The 17,103-nt window shown below is 44.2% G+C and carries 22 protein-coding genes; 5 read left to right on the top strand and 17 right to left on the bottom strand.

What is annotated here, in order from left to right; genetic code table 11:
- Window positions 1–7: 7 nt before the first annotated feature.
- From B4K11_RS02650 to B4K11_RS02620, 7 genes are all read right to left on the bottom strand, one after another.
- A complete protein-coding gene (locus tag B4K11_RS02650) occupies window positions 8–1,678 on the bottom strand; it encodes a recombinase family protein (protein WP_272965362.1) in 1,671 nt (556 codons plus the stop codon).
- A 4-nt stretch (window positions 1,679–1,682) separates the two neighbouring features.
- Window positions 1,683–1,892, bottom strand: coding sequence for a hypothetical protein (locus B4K11_RS02645; RefSeq protein WP_272965363.1), 210 nt, complete (start codon window positions 1,890–1,892; stop codon window positions 1,683–1,685).
- A gap of 295 nt (window positions 1,893–2,187) precedes the next feature.
- Window positions 2,188–2,598, bottom strand: a complete 411-nt coding sequence (locus B4K11_RS02640; protein ID WP_272965364.1) for a hypothetical protein — start codon at window positions 2,596–2,598, stop codon at window positions 2,188–2,190.
- A 4-nt stretch (window positions 2,599–2,602) separates the two neighbouring features.
- Entirely contained in the window at window positions 2,603–4,225 is a 1,623-nt protein-coding gene (locus tag B4K11_RS02635; protein ID WP_272965365.1) for a type IV secretory system conjugative DNA transfer family protein, read from the bottom strand.
- Window positions 4,212–5,261, bottom strand: a complete 1,050-nt coding sequence (locus tag B4K11_RS02630; protein WP_230715886.1) for a VWA domain-containing protein — start codon at window positions 5,259–5,261, stop codon at window positions 4,212–4,214. Before B4K11_RS02630 ends, B4K11_RS02635 begins: the two co-directional genes overlap by 14 nt.
- A 14-nt stretch (window positions 5,262–5,275) precedes the next feature.
- Entirely contained in the window at window positions 5,276–5,956 is a 681-nt protein-coding gene (locus B4K11_RS02625) for a hypothetical protein (RefSeq protein ID WP_272965366.1), read from the bottom strand.
- A gap of 2 nt (window positions 5,957–5,958) precedes the next feature.
- A complete protein-coding gene (locus B4K11_RS02620) occupies window positions 5,959–6,552 on the bottom strand; it encodes a hypothetical protein (RefSeq protein ID WP_272965367.1) in 594 nt (197 codons plus the stop codon).
- Between the two features lie 426 nt (window positions 6,553–6,978).
- Between B4K11_RS02620 and tnpA the strand changes: the two genes are divergently transcribed.
- Window positions 6,979–7,995 carry an IS66 family insertion sequence element accessory protein TnpA gene (tnpA, locus tag B4K11_RS02615; protein ID WP_272965368.1) on the top strand — a complete coding sequence of 339 codons (1,017 nt, stop codon included), beginning with the start codon at window positions 6,979–6,981 and terminating at the stop codon, window positions 7,993–7,995.
- A 2-nt stretch (window positions 7,996–7,997) separates the two neighbouring features.
- Here the strand turns inward: tnpA and B4K11_RS02610 are convergent, their stop codons facing one another.
- From B4K11_RS02610 to B4K11_RS02580, 8 genes are all read right to left on the bottom strand, one after another.
- Window positions 7,998–9,281, bottom strand: coding sequence for a DUF6538 domain-containing protein (locus B4K11_RS02610; RefSeq protein WP_273070383.1), 1,284 nt, complete (start codon window positions 9,279–9,281; stop codon window positions 7,998–8,000).
- A gap of 275 nt (window positions 9,282–9,556) precedes the next feature.
- Entirely contained in the window at window positions 9,557–9,760 is a 204-nt protein-coding gene (locus B4K11_RS02605) for a hypothetical protein (RefSeq protein WP_272965370.1), read from the bottom strand.
- Window positions 9,753–10,037: a helix-turn-helix transcriptional regulator gene (locus B4K11_RS02600; protein WP_272965371.1), complete on the bottom strand. Its 285-nt coding sequence runs from the start codon at window positions 10,035–10,037 to the stop codon at window positions 9,753–9,755. The genes B4K11_RS02605 and B4K11_RS02600 overlap by 8 nt, the downstream gene beginning before the upstream one ends.
- A gap of 331 nt (window positions 10,038–10,368) precedes the next feature.
- A complete protein-coding gene (locus B4K11_RS02595) occupies window positions 10,369–10,665 on the bottom strand; it encodes a putative quinol monooxygenase (RefSeq protein WP_272965372.1) in 297 nt (98 codons plus the stop codon).
- 56 nt (window positions 10,666–10,721) lie between these two features.
- On the bottom strand, window positions 10,722–11,084 hold the full coding sequence (locus tag B4K11_RS18580) for a MerR family transcriptional regulator (RefSeq protein WP_414630864.1): 363 nt from the start codon (window positions 11,082–11,084) through the stop codon (window positions 10,722–10,724).
- Window positions 11,085–11,149: 65 nt separating this feature from the next.
- Window positions 11,150–11,800: a hypothetical protein gene (locus B4K11_RS02590; RefSeq protein ID WP_272965373.1), complete on the bottom strand. Its 651-nt coding sequence runs from the start codon at window positions 11,798–11,800 to the stop codon at window positions 11,150–11,152.
- 179 nt (window positions 11,801–11,979) lie between these two features.
- The gene (locus tag B4K11_RS02585) at window positions 11,980–12,762 is read right to left on the bottom strand and encodes an SDR family oxidoreductase (RefSeq protein ID WP_272965374.1); all 783 of its coding nucleotides are present in this window, start codon (window positions 12,760–12,762) and stop codon (window positions 11,980–11,982) included.
- 1 nt (window position 12,763) lies between these two features.
- Window positions 12,764–13,390 (bottom strand): FMN-dependent NADH-azoreductase, encoded by a 627-nt coding sequence (locus B4K11_RS02580; RefSeq protein ID WP_272969335.1) that lies wholly within the window; start codon window positions 13,388–13,390, stop codon window positions 12,764–12,766.
- A 97-nt stretch (window positions 13,391–13,487) separates the two neighbouring features.
- Between B4K11_RS02580 and B4K11_RS02575 the strand changes: the two genes are divergently transcribed.
- From B4K11_RS02575 to B4K11_RS02565, 3 genes are all read left to right on the top strand, one after another.
- Window positions 13,488–14,369 (top strand): LysR family transcriptional regulator, encoded by an 882-nt coding sequence (locus B4K11_RS02575; protein ID WP_272965376.1) that lies wholly within the window; start codon window positions 13,488–13,490, stop codon window positions 14,367–14,369.
- A gap of 12 nt (window positions 14,370–14,381) precedes the next feature.
- Window positions 14,382–14,771, top strand: a complete 390-nt coding sequence (locus B4K11_RS02570) for a VOC family protein (RefSeq protein WP_292950410.1) — start codon at window positions 14,382–14,384, stop codon at window positions 14,769–14,771.
- A 105-nt stretch (window positions 14,772–14,876) separates the two neighbouring features.
- Entirely contained in the window at window positions 14,877–15,479 is a 603-nt protein-coding gene (locus tag B4K11_RS02565) for a LysE family translocator (protein WP_272965377.1), read from the top strand.
- 86 nt (window positions 15,480–15,565) lie between these two features.
- On the opposite strand, the gene B4K11_RS02560 is transcribed toward B4K11_RS02565, so the two are convergent.
- Window positions 15,566–16,204, bottom strand: coding sequence for a suppressor of fused domain protein (locus B4K11_RS02560; protein ID WP_272965378.1), 639 nt, complete (start codon window positions 16,202–16,204; stop codon window positions 15,566–15,568).
- 58 nt (window positions 16,205–16,262) lie between these two features.
- Here B4K11_RS02560 and B4K11_RS02555 point away from each other — a divergent pair, with 58 nt between their 5' ends.
- On the top strand, window positions 16,263–16,580 hold the full coding sequence (locus B4K11_RS02555) for a DUF6572 domain-containing protein (RefSeq protein ID WP_272965379.1): 318 nt from the start codon (window positions 16,263–16,265) through the stop codon (window positions 16,578–16,580).
- 22 nt (window positions 16,581–16,602) lie between these two features.
- On the opposite strand, the gene B4K11_RS02550 is transcribed toward B4K11_RS02555, so the two are convergent.
- Window positions 16,603–17,079 (bottom strand): YybH family protein, encoded by a 477-nt coding sequence (locus tag B4K11_RS02550; RefSeq protein ID WP_272965380.1) that lies wholly within the window; start codon window positions 17,077–17,079, stop codon window positions 16,603–16,605.
- Window positions 17,080–17,103: the final 24 nt, after the last annotated feature.

Genomic DNA, 17,103 nt, shown 5'->3' with positions numbered 1-17,103 from the left:
CGTAGGTTCAAATCCTGCTCCCGCTACCAATTCTATCTATGTGGGCTTCGGCCCCATTGATAGCCTTATTATCATTCGATGCGTTCAAGCATAGTTTGTCCAAGATTTTCATATCTTTCGTCTCCAAAGACATATTCAAGATTCCAGCTAAATCACCGTATAGATCAATACGCAGGCCTTTCTCGCCTTCTTCTGGCGTTAGTACCACTTTCTCGATAAGCCCCCTCAAATGCTGTGATGCTTCGGCGCGCGCACCATCCGCATTCAACGATGCCTTTAAGTCTTTTATTGCTTGGTGATAACGTGATGCCATGGTCGGATGAATGAGTGGCTTGAGTGCTGGTTGCACAGTCAGAGCTTGTTCCGCTTTCTCAATGCGCTCTGAAACGCTTTCCAGATCATCTTTGACCATACTGGCGGGAATACCATCTTTGATGGCTTGTATCAGGCGCTCACGCTCTTTAAAAAGGCTGTCACGTTGAGATTCAAGTGATTTGCGCTGTGCATTGGCTTGCGCATGCAAGGTGCTCAGATGCTTGGTGTATTCCTTACAGAACACATTGACCAGCTCTTCACGCATGAGGTGGCCTTGTAAGCCATCCAAAACATAGCCCTCCAGCGTTTCTCGTTTAATGGTGCGGCGATTGTTGCAGACACTATCCCCTTTGTTCTTGGCCGCAGAGCAGCCATATTGGGTAGAGTTGATCTTGGAATACCCGCCACCGCAAACGCCACACTTGGTTAGCCCTGATAGCAGATATTGGGGGCGGTTAGTTTGCCAAAGCGCGGAAGATTTGCGATCCAGTGACTTCTGGCGCGCTTTAACCGCTTCCCATAGCTCAGAATCAACGATGCGTTGCTCTGGCACATCCCGAATAATCCATTCAGACGGCTCATTCAGGCGCGTTACACGCTTTCCTGTGGTAGGGTCTTTGATAAAGCGCTGCCTGTTCCAGATCAGGCGACCGATATAAAGCTCGTTATTCAGAATGCCCGTACCGCGCTTGCGGTTGCCGTTAATAGTGGACTGCCCCCAGCTTTTGCCAGATGGGCAAGGTATGCCTTCCTCGTTTAGCTGCGCGGCTATAGCTTTGGGCGATTTGTTCTCAAGGCCATATTCTCGGAAGATGCGGCGGATGATATCGGCCTGTACTTCATCAATCTCACGATCCCCTTTGATGGCTTCACCATTGGCGTCGAACTGCTTCACCACCTGATAGCCATAGGCCAGACCGCCACCTGATTTGCCTTTTTCTACTCGACCACGAAGACCACGGCGGGTCTTGTCGGCCAAGTCTTTCAGGAACATGGCATTCATTGTGCCTTTCAGGCCTATGTGAAGCGTAGATATTTCCCCTTCTGAGAGGGTAATGATTTTAACGCCAGCAAACTCCATCCGTTTAAAAATGCCTGCGATATCTTCCTGATCACGCGAGAGGCGATCCAAGGCTTCTGCTATGAGTATGTCAAACTCACCATTCATTGCTGCGCTGAGCAGGGATTGAATGCCAGGGCGCATGAGTGATGCCCCAGAAATTCCTGCATCCGTATAACAATTGCCAAGCTTCCAGCCTTCAGCGCTTGCTTTGTCACTGCACAGGCGAATTTGATCTTCAATAGATGCGTCACTTTGAAGGTCAGAGCTATATCGGGCATATATGCAAGCACGTTGCGTCATATTCCTATCCACCATCTTCTATATCGGGATTGCTAAGCGCGCTGCGGTAAAATTCGTAATCTTCTTCGGCGGCGCGTCTTGCGAGAAACTTCACGAGAGCGATTATCGCTTCATCGTCAGAACCCCGATTATGACTCGCTTTCAGCGGAGTCTTCAAACAAATCTGAGCCTCATTTGACTCATTTTTATTCTGTTTTATGAGGGGCTTATCCATATATCCCCCCATAAAAAAAGCAGTGAAAGCGAATAACTGCTCTCACTGCCGTATTCTTTGCGCCAGCCGCGTATATCTGAGAGATGGTACGTTCTGGGTGCGGAACATGCACATACACCCACCTGACCACAAAAAAAGAGAGTTGCATGGAACGCTCTGGCGCTCCCACAATCTCTCATACTTATAATGATACGCCTGAAATCGTTAATAAATCGTAAATAAGCACCCTGTAAGCCGCATGTTTCCGCCGTTTTTCTACTTTCTATTTTTGTGGGCAATAAATTAATCATATTCATTACCCCGCCTTTGATGATTTTTTAAGAAGATAAAAACAGGCAATGATTGATGCGATCCACCATTCGATGTGATCAATTGAGAACTGATTTAACACACCAGCTAGGGCGAAAAGAAATAGCGCCTGTGAAGTAAGTTTCAACAAAACTGTATTTGTTTGCTTATGCGCCTGTGTTGAGAGCCCACGACTAAGAATTGGCGGTGTTTGTTTCGCTTGCAGCATGCGTCCCCAGATGAAAATGCGATACCACGACTTTGCAGCCAAAATTAGTAACAGCCATGGTGTTACGCAATGAAAGACAAAACTAAATGGCGCGTAATCATAAGGGGGGATTTTTCCGTTCAAGCCTACCCATACGCTCCATGCACATACGCCCATGACAATAATTGAAATCCATGCTCTAAATATCATGTGCTCACCCTCCATCAAATATCGAAGAGAGAGGCGCTGCAATGTTGAGCCCCTGTTTGGTGAAATTGACAGGTCTGCTTATTGGATCGTCAGCAAAATTTGGATGAATGTCATAAATGGGTGAACCATTTTTATTTCTATATCTCTGATCCAAAAAGTAAGCGGTTTTGAAGCAGGCAATTGGATTGGCATGAGACAAGATGAGAATCTGAGCAACTGGGCTCATCGTCATGACTTCGTCGGGCGTGATAAGCGAGCGAGATGTAAGCGCATCTTCTTGGCTTAAAAAGCTGGGGTCGCTAAAAAGGCGAGCTCGCATCTCAGCGCTGTACTCACTTAACGATTCAATTGTTGTTATACCGCACAGCCTTGATGTGTATTCAGAGGTCATCAAATCACGGGTGCCGAAGATCTGAACAACGCCGCTATTGGCGATGAAAGTTTGCCACCTCTCGCCATAAAGCGAGACGAGCTGATTTAAGTCCTGCACGATCATATGAAGCTGCATGCCATATCCGGCCATTAACCCAAAAGCAGTTTCAATGACCTCCATGCGCCCTAGTGCCGCAGCTTCTTCCATAAGGAAGTAGACGGGCGGGTTGGGTTTGGTCTTAAAGCGGGTTACTGAAGTAATGGCAGAACTCAGCAACATGCGCAAAAAGCGGTTATAGGTGAATAATCGCCCCGCAGGCAAAACGACAAAAATATCTGTTTTGCTATTCTCCAGCTCTTCAAAGGTGAAATCTGATTCCGATAAGGTGCGCTGTATTTTCGGGCTTTCTAAAAAATGCGTGTTTTGTTGCGCCGTTGATAAAATGCTGGAAAATTCCTTCGACGCTTTATTGAGAATACGTGCGGCTGAAGCGCGAACATATTCGTTGGAACTTTGCATCATGCCGGGCTTTATTAAAATGGCATTGCCTTCTTCGTCTTCGGCATACTCTCCGCCAACGATTTTTTTAAAGTCATCGGAAGATAGGCTTAACAATCTTCTCACTTGCGGAATGTCGCGTGAGCGCTTGGCGGTCGGCATTAACACCAAGGGCGTGGCCGCAACATAGAGAATTAGCCCCATAACGAGCGCGCGAGCTTCATCCGTCCAAAATGGGTCTTTGCCACCTCGGTCAGTAACAAGACTATCTGCAACGGTCATGGCATCCTCAACAAAGTCATCATTGTCAGGATCAAGCCAATCCATAATGTTAAACCTCGATTGAGGCATGCCGAGCTTTGAGCAAGCTAAATCCCATGGATCGATAATGATGACTTTATGGCCAAGCACATCCCGCCGATATCGCGCAGCAATTAAAGACAGCTCACCATCTTTCACATCAAGCGCAACTAGCGAACCACGATGCTCCAAGCATCGCGGCATACTCGCAGTTAGAAGTTTTCCGCTTCGTGTGGGTGCTACAGTTAGCAGGTGCTTCTGAGTATTTGTGGTAATGCAATAAGCGCGACCTTTGTTCGCTTCGGCCATGCCGTAGCCAAGGAATATGCGCCCACCTTCGCCATAACCTTTTTGGTGAAGGTGGTTTTTCGTCGCCCATTTACTTGAGCCATGCAAGTCGGGGTCGCGGCTATATATCCGCGACGGATGCTGCGTGCCTTGGCTACGGAGTTGCATGCGCACCTCCAGAGCAAGGCTTAACACTCAAAACTTTCTGACTTTTATAGGCAAGACCGATGGCACTAAAGTAATGAGATAGCGACTGCTTTACATTGCCGCCTTGAGAAATGAAGTGATCGGTAATGCCTTCAAGGTCATCTTTATGATTTCCGCCAATGAAATATACAAAGGTCAGAATGCCATTTTTATTGGCGAGTAATTCAGCTTTTACTTTTGCATCATTTACGGTGTAACCGTCAGTAATGACGATAGCCGCCTTCTGATACCCATTGAAGTAACTACCAGATAGGCCTGAATAGGCACTACTCAGCGCCTTAAAAATATCTGTGCCGCCACTGGCTTCAATATTGTCAAAGCCAAATCCGCCGCCATTACATTGCTGGTAGTTTTTATGGCCGTAAGTTAAATCGGAGTTAAAGCTACCAACGGCGCATAGCGCATGTGACGGCAATGAATTAAGAAAGTTACTAGCCGTGCTTTTCACCGCATCAATGTTGCCAGCCATAGAACCTGAACGATCAAGCAGCAAAGTGATACCAATGTTGGGCGGTGCTTGCTGCACGGTTTTGTAGTCAAAGCACAGCTTTTCACCACTCATAGAATAAACCGCGACGCTATCGGGAGGCGGTGAAACAAACTGACCACTGGCATCTCGAAAGCTGGCAACGATATTGAGCTGCGAAGGGTTTCCCGATGTTTGAATAATCTCGGAGGTTCCACCGCTAAAAGCGACAATAATATTGTTTGACTGATCGATATCGAACCCCGATACGATCTTAATACCATTGGCATCGACCATTCCGAACTTGGATATTGTTCTTATGAGAATGTCCGAGGCATCAAGCGAGGGGTCAGTTTTTAACTTCAAAGAAATGGATTTCTCAAAATCATATTTTGAGCGAATAACAATAATCGGCGCTGAATACTCACTTTTTGATTTAACAGTGATAACAGGCTCATTTGCCAGTAGGTTGGTGTTGCAGAAGGCCGATAGGCCAACTGCAACTGCTAGGTTTCTAATGAAAGTTTTCATCGATATCCCTCCAGCTAAAGCAACGTATTCAGTCGGGACTTCGTTTGCGCCTCACCAAGCAACTCAAAATCAATGTCGCCACTACGCGCACGTTTCAAAATTCCGAGTGAGCCAAGATAGGCTTGCAGCACCTTGTCTTGATCGGGGTGAACGCGCATGATTTTGAGAGTGGTGAGCTTGCTGGCGAGATTTGCCAGCGCTAACTCGCTTGGCACTTCTTGAGGCACTTCAACGTCAATCGGATCATTACCATTCTGGAACGGCACATGAACCGTTGAGCCAATCCAGTACAATCGGATGGAGTCAGGCTGAGTCAGATTCACGGTTGTTTCAATCTGATCAAACGCCATAACCAAATCTGAAAAAGTCGGTTTGAATACAATCAGATTCTTAACATCTTCCGCTTGCGAGAGAAGTTGCCCCGCCGTCCCCGACCACGCAATACGGTTAGGCAGTGCGCTCAGAATAATGTGAATCTGAACATCACTCGTGGCTTTTCTTCGGGAGAGCGAGGTTAATTGCTGAAGTAAGTGAAGCGCGGTATTCAGCGCTTCCCCCTGATCTTCACTGGCAATCGTTCCGCCATTCTCGATGAGCACAAAAATATCTTCATGAGTTTTAGCTTTGGGAGCCTGCACTTGTTCACCGCAAGCAGAAATGCAAAGAACAAGGATAAGAGCGGTTAAATATTTCATGACTATTTCTCCTCTGACTTAAGGCTTTGGAAGGCGCGTGTCGTGAATAAAGCTAGGATGATGTTGATGACGGCAATCACAGCGCTCACACCAATCGCCAGCCCTTTGTTTTGTGCAAGGAAGGCCATAACACCGCTTTCTTGCTGTACTACAAATCCACCTTGAGAGCTTTCCCTTGCAACGAGGGTGTATAAATTCACGACCTCAAGGCCAATCACCATGATTAAGACCAGGCCAGCGATACTGGCCAAAATTTGGTTCTGCGGGTGAGAAAACCATTCTTGAGGATCATCCAAGATATTTTGACGATGCACTTCCGCCCAGATGAAGAGCGGCGTTGCCACCGAAAACGTGGCCAGCAGTATCGAGATGATGTGAGAGGCATTGGCATCAGGATCGAGCATGCCAAACATCCCGCCGAGCACGGGAAGCTCCGAAAGGTACGTTTCGTTCATTAAGCCTATCGTTTCGGTGTAGACCGCATAAAACATAACGAACATGGCGGCTTCAAGTGAGACGGCAAAGAGTACTTTGATCACTCCTGAAGGGCTGACCGCTTTCACGCCGTCAAACGGGGATGGTTTGTCGAAGTTCATTAGTGCACCTCCGAATTTTTACGGCTGAGGGCGTTCACACAGCCAAAGGATTGGCAATGGGCGCATTCGCATCTCAGCCACATCTCACAGCGCAAGAGATCATCTTGTCTTGGGGGTGCAGATATATCGGGTTGGACGGGTTGATCCGTCTCAATTGTAATCTCAATGGATATTTGAATATCGTCAGACATGTAAAGCCTCCTTGCCCTGCAAAAGCAGGGCAGTGTTAAACGGATTAGAACCTAAAGAGGCTTTGGCCAAAGCGTGAGATCAGTATTGCTCCATAGCAGGTGATTATTCAAATGAGCTTGATAAGAATATTTCTGAAGCCTATTTATAAAAATCAATAAAAATCAATAAAAATCAATTGTTTACATGATAACAATAGTAAACATTCATCCATGAAATTTAGGGATTTTAGTAGATATGGCAGGTAAAAAACGGACAGATGAATACTGGCTTGCACATATAAAAGCGCAGCAAAATAGCGGCCTTTGTCAAAGTGATTATTGTCGAAAACATAGCCTTTCATCGTCACAATTCTCACAGAAAAAAAACGAATTAAGGCCTGCACAAAAATATAAGCGCATACCAAAGACACGCGCTAATAGATACGGCAAAGGCCTAAAGCTCAGTGAAGCTAAAATCGAGAACTTCGCAGAATTGTTTATAAAACAATATGACAGCCAAACTATATCTAAACGCCTAAATATCAGTCTGCCAACTACCCTTAAATATCAGGGCTATTTTAGAGAGGCTCTGTGTTTTGGCGCGCTGATGTATCTGGAGTTATTCTCTGGCGTTGGCTCGCTTGTCATGATTGGAAAAAGCCCATCTTCGCACCTGCTTGATGAAATATGGAAACGAGATTTAAAGGGTTATAAAAACATAAAAGGTCGAAATTACGTTTTATGGGCTGTATGCATTTTGCATTACACCAAATTCAAATGGACGCGTGATGACACGGATTGTTGTCATATGATTGCTCTTACAAATTACTGCAAAAAGACCTATATAAAACAAAATCCGATAGATTTTGAAAAGCCTTTACCAGATGAGGTTGTTGCAGCGATATTTAAAACAGAGGTTAATGAAATAGCCCATCAGAACTGGATAAGCGCATCGCATGACCCATATTTTAAAGCTGATTTATCTCTTGAATATGAATATTGGATTGCGCTGTTTTATGGAAGGGAGGAGAAAGATGTTGAGCGCTGGTTTAAAGAGCTCTACACTGATCTTCTTTGGGTTTTAAAAAAGCACGGTCTAAGGCTTGATATCGTAAATAAGGAATATTACTTTTCTTCCTATGTTCGCCACTCTGATCCCAAAGATATTTTGCGCTATTATGATGGCATTATCACGCGTGCAAACGACATAAAAAAAGGTAAGTATACAGGCACAGTGAATGAGATATTTGGAGCTTTTACACCGCCTACCTGATTCTATGATATCAAGTAAGCAATTTTCCTAAGCCACTCGTGTTTTTTCTCAAGCATATGACCTCTACCATATTTCGGCCCCGATTTCTTGTGCCCCATAAGTTCGTCGATGACTTCCTCTGGCGCGCCTGCGTCGCGGAGGCGGTCTTTAAAGGTATGGCGCAACGAATAGAGGGAGTGATTTGGTGTTGGCTTTAAATCGTTTTCACGCAGATATTTATTGATGGTCGTGGATGCTGTATCGGCGGTGCGATAATGGTTGAAGCCACTCGATAGTTTCTGGAAGGCATGAAGCGCTGCGCCTACGAGCGGAATTTTGCGCTCAGAGGTAAGCGTTTTGAGCGCTTTGTTTTCGCGCGCGCGAATCCAGATATAGGGAATAGGCTCATCGAGAACGATATCTTCTTCTGTCAGACCGATCAGCTCAGATTCCCGCGCGCCAGTGTCGGCCATAGCAAATACTAAAAGCCTCGCTTCATCATTTAATCCATTCAGACCGTGCTTGGAAAGTAAGACATCTTGAACATAGCTGGCTTCAAAAGGAGGCCGTGATTGCTCCAGCTCTTTAAGGCGTATTTTTGAAAACAGCACATCAAAGTCGGTAGCTACTTCATATTGGAGCCCGACCACCTGAAGTATGTCTTTCACATACATCATGTTCTTGTTGGCGGTCGCGGCCACGACTTCGCCTTTTTCAATGCGATCCATCCACCATTGCCGGAACTGTAAAATATCAGATCGGGCAATGGCTTTAAGAGGCTTATCACCGATAGCGCTAATAAAGTAATTAATGGCAGCAAGGCGCGGGTTTTTCCATTTGCGGATTTGATGCTCGGATTTATTTGTGAGCCTGTCACGGCATAGCGGCCAGTATTTGTCTGCGCAAGTGCTTAAAGGAAGCTCTGGCACTTCTGTACCGCCAAGCACGGAAGAGACCGTTTCGGGTTGTTCTATGGCCTTGTTTGCCGTCTTCAGGCGCTCGACTATTTCTTCTAACGGCTCTTTAGCAATTTCAACGGCATTCTTATAGGCAAAGCCATGGGCTTTTGCGAGCTTGATAGCAGTGCGATATTCGGCTTCAGGATCAGCTTTTCCATTTCCTTTAATCAGGCTGCGCCAATAATCTTCGATATAGTCGTTATAGATGGCTGCTTTTCGTATGGCTTCTTTTTCATCTTTGGTGCCCAAAGATATTTTGATGATGGCGCGCTTATCATAGTCAGACACGTATTCAGGAACGCGCCTGCGATAATAAAAATTCTTCCCTCTGCAAAATACATAGTTCACTATCCATGTGTCCCAATTTGTAGCCCACTTTGTGTACCATTTTTAGGTAAAGCAAAAATGTGCCTTGGTCAATTGAAAAACAAATTTCAATCAACACAACATGTTAGCGGGAAAATGGTTAAGATTATGTAAATGAAAATGGTGGAGGGGGCAGGATTCGATTTGAAAAACATCATCTATAATTATGATTTTATTTCAGTGCGTTAGGTGCTTATTAGAAATTACTACTATGAAAATTTGTGTCCCAGTATGTGTACCATTTTGTATCCCAGTTTTTAGAGGTCTGTAGGTTCGAATCCCGTGTGCTTTTCTGCAATTTTTATGGCACGATTTAGGATTTTAACTTTATCTTTTCTATCGTGGTATTCTTTTTCAAGCCGTTCGAATATCGGTAGGTATTTATCACCATATCGCGCCACAATTTTTGCAGCCTGATGATACGCTCTTTTAATTTGTGCCAAGCTTAATTGATCACTCATGCAGCCCCCTTTGGTGATAGAGGTGCGGGCACTTAATCCATTCATGTAAATCTTTCAGGTAAAACGCTTCGCGAATACGCTTACCTGTTGAGGACAATGTTCTAGGTTTTGGGAATGTACCGCAGTCAATGCGCCTTAGTATTTCGTGTTTCGGGATGCCACATAAACGAGCGGCAAGCTTGAGCGGGATAAGCGCATTGTTCTGAATCATAAGCGCCGCTGTTACCTGCGCTTCAAAATCTGCCTTGATGCTTTTGCCGTTTAATAACTCATCCATGGGGCTTTCCTTTTATAGGAAGCAGCGGTAACAGCAAAATGCCGCATCGCAGCCTTGCACCCATTTATTAACGTTAACTTAGGATGGCCATAAAACAACCAGCCTACGATAACGATAACAGATAAATACTAATTTTTAGTTAATACCGGCAAGTGTAGCTAAGGATAATCTCGTTATAGATCAGATTGTTGGTTAGAGGTACACAAGGCACGCCCAAAATTAAGATTTGTCTGACGTTAGCTTCAAAAAAATTTAGAAAACTGAACAAGGAAATGCAATGGAGTCTTAGTCAATACGCTATTGCATCTCCTTTTATCTTTTATCTACACATTCACTTGATAACTACATCAGATCGAAAATACTGCACAATCTCAGTAAGATCTAGAGCAACAAAATCTATAGTATGTTGCTCTCGGAAATGCTGATTGAAAGCCGCTTCATTTTCAAACCTTTCCCATAACAGAAATCGACACTCATCGTCCAAACACTGATGCAAACTAAATAAACTGCAACCTGACTCTCCGACCGTATTTTGACAAAGCGTTACCAAAGCAGCTTTAGCCTCCGATAACCTTCTTTTGTCCTTTACTCGCAGTTCAGCAGTGATATGGTAGCCTGTTTGTTGCATTATTTGATACTCCTTTAAATAGCTGTAAAGGAATATGTTACAAGCTAGAGTTCACTCTAGGTCAAGCTTTTTTCTTTTTCCTGGTACGCTTTAATCTTATAATCTACGACAGACAGCTCCTCTCGAAGTTTTTGAATATTTGACTTCAATTTCATCGAGTGATCTATAAGCATGTCTTTTCTTTGAGATATGCTATCGTCCCCTAAATACCTCAAAGAAGAAAACTGCCTAATCTCGTCTAATGACATGCCTGTAGATTTTAATCTTTGAATCCATTCAATCCAAACTAGATCATCGTTACTGTAAACTCTCCTTCCTGAATCGTTTCTTGTGACGTTTTCTAGCAATCCCTCTTTTTCATAGTATCGTAATGTGTGTACCGATAATCCGGATATCTTTGATATTTCTGAAATATACAAATGTCGTACCTATATTCTGTTACAAGCGGTGGATTTTAGGTCAATACTAAAGGCGTTAGATATAGTTAAAGAGTAGGCGTAGACGGGGAGGCTGAAAATTCTTTGTTTGCCTTAATTGAATAAAATTCACAGTATAACCTCATAATTTCCGTAGCATCTCGCTCCGCTCTATGCTCTGTTTCATCGGCTATCCCCGCCTGTTCATACGCCATGTCGAAGTCTGGATCTTCCAGAGCGATAAAGTCATACAAATAGAATACGTCGAACCCACGCTCTACCCCTGAAGCCTCATACAACCTATCAAGCCAGAATAAATCGGCCCTTGCATTTGGGCTATCACACATGGCTATTTTACCGTCTACTTGCTCATTGAGCCATTCCGCAACAAAACGACTATTTCTACCTTCTTCGAATAATCGTGTGCGTGAAATTCTGTGAATAGCTCCAATATCCTCATCGCTAGGTTCACTGTTCCAGTCTTGCCAGCCTGGCTCAGGGCGAATTAAATAAGCCTGTGAATCTCCATTATCAAGTGCAACGGCGATCTCGACAGGGTAGCTTAATAGTGCAGTATCATACGTATCTCCAGAGACCCCTCTCAAAGAGGAGGCCTCAATGTCAATTATTACAACCTGAGAGGGTGACGGTATACCAACTTTATTGTCTAAATCTCTGTTCATATAGCCAAACGTATTTGTGCGCGGGACTTGAGTCAACTTAAAACCTTCTTAAGTGCTTCACAGCAACATTTGGCGTTCCTCATTTTAGTTTAGCAGAAACGTGGAGCTAACTTACTTACCGAAAGTGTGATTTAAACTAGCCCTGGCTAACCTAAATCACACGTGAAACGAAAAGTCACAGATAGCGCTTCACATGCTAAAATAAATACTTTGATTTAGTCGCTTAAAATGGGTAGCCCAACACGTTTACGACCTTCTGAAGTTTTGAGTGAAAAGTCTGTTCCTGCGTACTCCGCACCTTCGTCTCCACATAGAAAAGCAACAGCTTCGCCTACCCACTCCGGTGGTATGTGGACGCTCCAATCTAAATTGCTCACAGTGTTGATTTTAGAATCCCGTATTTTTTCCATCATGGCAGTAGCGACAGTGCCAGGTGACAGTCCTACGACTCGAATGTTCCTTTCTCCAATTTCTTTGTGAGCAACCTCTGTAAGTTTTTTGGCTGCGGCCTTCGCAGAGCAGTAATGACTCCAGCCGATGAGGGCGCTATTCGCTGCCCCAGAGCTCATATTAATGATTATTCCACTACCCTGTTCAAGCATAATTGGCGCCGCCGCCCGAATTCCGTGGTAGACCCCCTTATAGTTAATGTCAGCGGCGCGTGCCCACGTATCTGGGTCGCTCTCGATAAGCGGTGCAAGGGGCTCTATCACTCCCGCATTATTTACCAAAATATCGATCCTTCCTGTCTTTTCAACTGCATATTCGATGGCCTCGGTAACGGAGAGATAATCACTAACATCACACGGAACGGCCAATGCGCTTAATCCACCAGAGCGAAGCAAATCAGCTTCTGATTCGATTTTCTGGTGTGATCGAGCAGTCAAAACAACCGTTGCGCCGTACGCTGCGAGAGCTTTAGCTGTTGCTAGCCCAATACCCTGGCTTGCTCCCATAATGAGAGCGGTACGCCCTGAAAAGTTTAATGACTGCAACATATTAAGACTCCTCAACAACGAGCTGGGATATATCAACCAAGGCTTGCCGTTTGGCCGTTTCGAGTGCATCAGGATCGCCTGTTGTTCCTTCAATACGGATGACGTGCGTCTTTTCTATCCCAAGAAAACTCATTAAAGCTCTGAGGTAGGGTTCGAGGAAGTCCATCTCAGATAAGCCACCACCCTGAGCGTAACCTTGAGCCCCATAACTGAGGACTAATACCGACCGCTTAACAGTAACAAGCCCTTCAAACTGCGACCCGTCAAACGCAAAAGTTTTATTGATCCGTACGATCTGATCGATCCACGCTTTGAGTGATGATGGCACCCCAAAATTGTACATTGGCGCGCTAATTAGTAGTGTGTCGGCCATCTTTAACTCTTGAATGAGTTCGTCTGATAGAGCTGTGGCTGCTTTAAGTTTCTCAGTCTTGCCACTCGGAGGTGCATAGAAGCCAGCAATCGTATCATTGGTGATATGAGGCAAATTTTCGGTCGCGAGATCTCGAGTCTTGGTGCTGAGAGAAGGAATTAAGGTCAGTAGGCGTTTCTCCGCGTTATCTGCTAATTCGCGCGACACAGAATCCCTGTTTCTGGGACTGCAATCTAATCGAAGTAAGTAGGTCATGTTGATCTCCAATGGTTGGGGTTCTACACACCTTAATAAAATCAAAATACGCAATAAATAACCTTCTTTGCAATTCATTAGTGTGCTATAAGCAATTATGAATACTGATTACATTAAGACATTTTTGGCAGTGTATCGCTCGGGAAGCTTTGTAGAGGTCGCAAAAGATCAAAACTTGGCGCCTTCTTCGGTCTCTCGTTCGATAAGCGCGCTTGAAAATTTGTTGAAAACACGCCTCTTTCAACGTACCACGCGGAATCTAACTCCTACGCGGGCCGGAGAAATCTATTTTGAACGAATCGCGCCATTGATAGAGGAAATGGATTTAACGCATCAGTCCTTAATTGATGCCGCAGCCACCCCATCGGGACGCTTGCGCGTCACCGCATCAGTGACCTACGGTCAAGTCGTGATTGCTCCTCGTCTGAAGTTATTTCGCGAACGTTACCCAAACATTGATGTGGAGCTTCTGTTGTCCGACGGGCAGGTAGACCTAGTTAATGGTCAAGTGGACATTGCGATACGGCACGGTAACTTACCCGATAGCACTTTAGTTGCGCGAAAACTGGCCGATGTTAACTACCGTCTGGTTTCCAGCAAAACCTATCTTGAACAGAACGAAATACCTAAAAGTCCGGATGAATTGCGACAGCATGAATTGGTAACATTCGTTTATGATAATTTCCGCTACGCTTGGGTATTTGAGGCTAATGGCGATACCTGCACGCTTCCTATAAAACCGGCATTAACGATATCCAGCGCCGCTGCGATCCGACAATGTGTGATTAATGGCGCTGGTATTTCGCTGCTCGCAGACTGGATGATTGAAGAGGACTTGCGTAAAGGTCGGTTAGTGGAGCTGCTTCCGGACTGGAAGGTTAGCGGCGCATCCTCTGACTCTGCAATTTGGTTGGTCTATCCATCAAGTCGGTTTATTCCAGCAAAAAGCAAAGCTTTTGCAAACTTCCTTCTCAATTAAAGGAGAACAAATATGATTTCAATTTCCCATATTGATCACTTCGTCCTCACTGTGCACTCGATAGAAGCCACTTGTGATTTTTATAGCCAAGTTCTTGGAATGGAATGTATTGAGTTTTCAGAAGGCCGTAAGGCCTTAAAATTTGGTAATCAAAAAATAAACTTACACCTTAAGGGTAAAGAATTTAAACCTCATGCATCTCACCCCAAAAGTGGTAGTGCAGATATTTGTTTTATTACGGATTGCCCTATTAAGGATGTAGTTTCTTCTTTAACGGCCGCATCTATACAAATCGAATGTGGGCCGATTGGTAGAACGGGTGCAGAGGGTAAGATTGAATCAGTCTATATTCGAGATCCGGATGGAAATTTACTCGAAATATCAAACTACTTGACGGTGTAGTATTATTGTAGCTCTGTAGTGCGTCACAACAGTTAGGGTTTGTTTCACCAAAAGCGATAAACCTTTTTTAATTACATTATGGCCAGCGAAGATTGAGGCAGCACCATGGAAATTTTACTTTTTATACTTGTCTCGGTAGGCATCATTATTGTCCCGGGGCCTAATGTTTTGGTCATAGTATCTACTTGCATTTCCCATGGGCGTTCACGAGGTTTGCAAACCGTCGCAGGAACTAGCGCTGCAATGCTGGTGCAACTGCTTATCTCAGCTTTTGGAACGTCATGGTTTATATCTCAGTTAGCATTCGGTTTTTTATGGCTAAAATGGATTGGGGTCGCTTACCTTTGTTACCTCGGAGTGAATCATCTAATCAATGCAGTAAAGAAAACTGATGCTCAGGAAGTTACTGGGTTAGGGTCTTTTCAGCGAGGTTTTTGGGTTTCATTAACCAACCCAAAAACGATATTATTCTTTAGCGCATTCCTGCCACAGTTTGTTTCCGCGTCACAGCCTTACCTTAACCAAATAGCATTGCTCTCGTGCATTTTTTGGTTGCTCGCACTAGTGCTGGATTCCGGTTACGTATTTTTAGCAAATAAGGCTTCGAAAGTGTTTGGTGAAAAACTAGCCGCGCGTCAAAACTATTTTAGTGGCGCGCTTTATCTTGGGGCAAGTGGTGTGTTGGCGGCAACTGAAAAAGGGTCATAGATAAGATAGGAAGCTACTGTTTTGGAGTTTGATTCATCTATTTAACCAGTGATTTTGATTTTTTGTTAAACAGAGTTTTCTATGTGTTAGCTCGTCGCTAACGAGGGGCGGTTGATATCAACTAAGCTAATATCTCCTGTTTCATATAGTTTATCAAAGGCGCCTAATCCTTTTTCTTTGATCAATTCATACTCGCTTCCATATATAGGAATTAACCAAAACAAATCTACGTGTTGAGAGCCGATGTGAAAGCAGCTAAGCTCTTCAGGTTCGCCTCTTGGTTCATCAAAGAGCAGCGCCTTGGGCCAACCATTGGGTGCCAATGGACTTTCCGGTATTGTCGTCCCGACAGTTAATTGCCTTCCCAGAGTGTTAAGTAGGTAAGAGGCCACGTCGAATAGATAGTTTTTGATTTGATCTTCTTGTTCAATAGCCACTTCTTTCGGCAGTACCATCATCAGTTCAGCGCCGATGCCATATTGCCTTTCGCTGTCTTTTGATCGGATTGAAGACAAACCAATTGTTGAAAACCGCGTTACATTCTCACTGTCATTACCGGGAAACGTATAAAGCTCAACCCGCTCGTTTTCTCGACTCATTGTTTGCCTAAACTCTGGCATCTCCCAATGTTTCATATATTCGGATAGTATGATTGTTCGCCGTATATCAAAAGACAGTTTCTGGAACTCTGTTTCACATACACCTTTATTTTTGTTGCGTTTCATGTAAATTGCCTAAGTAGGTTGAATGCTATTAAATCATACAAAATAAAAGGTTTCGTTAATGACCGTAGAGCAAGTTGATGTCATTGATTTCATCGGAATTGATGAAGAAAACCATTGTATACTTACTATCTCTGATCATCTTGAATGGGACGATGAACACCTTTTGATATTGCAAAATAAAATCAATAGGTACTTAGCCTTTTTAGAGTCAGGCGAAATCTACGAAACATATCCGAGCGCAAAAGATAAACAAATCCTTATTCGCATAGCTTGTAAGTATCAACCAACAGAAAAGGGGGATTGGTTTTTACAGCAGTGCAAAGAAATCATTAAAAATGCTGGTTTCAAGTTTGAATATCTTGTGCATTCAGAGTGATAGTAATGAGTAAGCTGTGGCTTTAATTTTCTAGGCGTGATGCATAGGGGTTATCAATAATCATTTTCCAGTCACCGTCTTTTTGGCGTCGCAGTATAGCGACTGAAAGCCCACTTTGTTTTACTTCCTGCCCATCGGGCGTTTTTCCCTTCATCGACCATGGAGATATGTGCATTGCGATGTTTCCAGCTATAAATACTTCATGCCCTGAATAAGTAACTTCTGGTTTTAGCGCCGCCATCTCCTGAAAAATCTGAGCGGACACCTCGCGATCGGCTAGCGCCATGCCTGGTTCGAACATTACGATGGCACCTTCTTCGTAAGTAGACATAACTTTTTCAATATCCCCACGCTGAAGACTTGATGTCATTTTATTGATGAGAGACATAACTTGCCTCTCCTCAGCATTTTCTATTCTCGCTTCTTCGCTATGTGCATTGAAAGATATGAAAAATGTCGCTATTAGCAGTGCGCTGTAGGCAATTTTATTTTTAAGCATCAGGTGGTACCTCTAAGTTATTTT

The sequence above is a fragment of the Neptuniibacter sp. UBA6509 genome (assembly GCA_002435145.1).
Lineage (GTDB): Bacteria > Pseudomonadota > Gammaproteobacteria > Pseudomonadales > Balneatricaceae > Neptuniibacter.
Note: the sequence above shows the minus strand (reverse complement) of the source record. Positions and strands in the feature narration are given on the sequence as shown.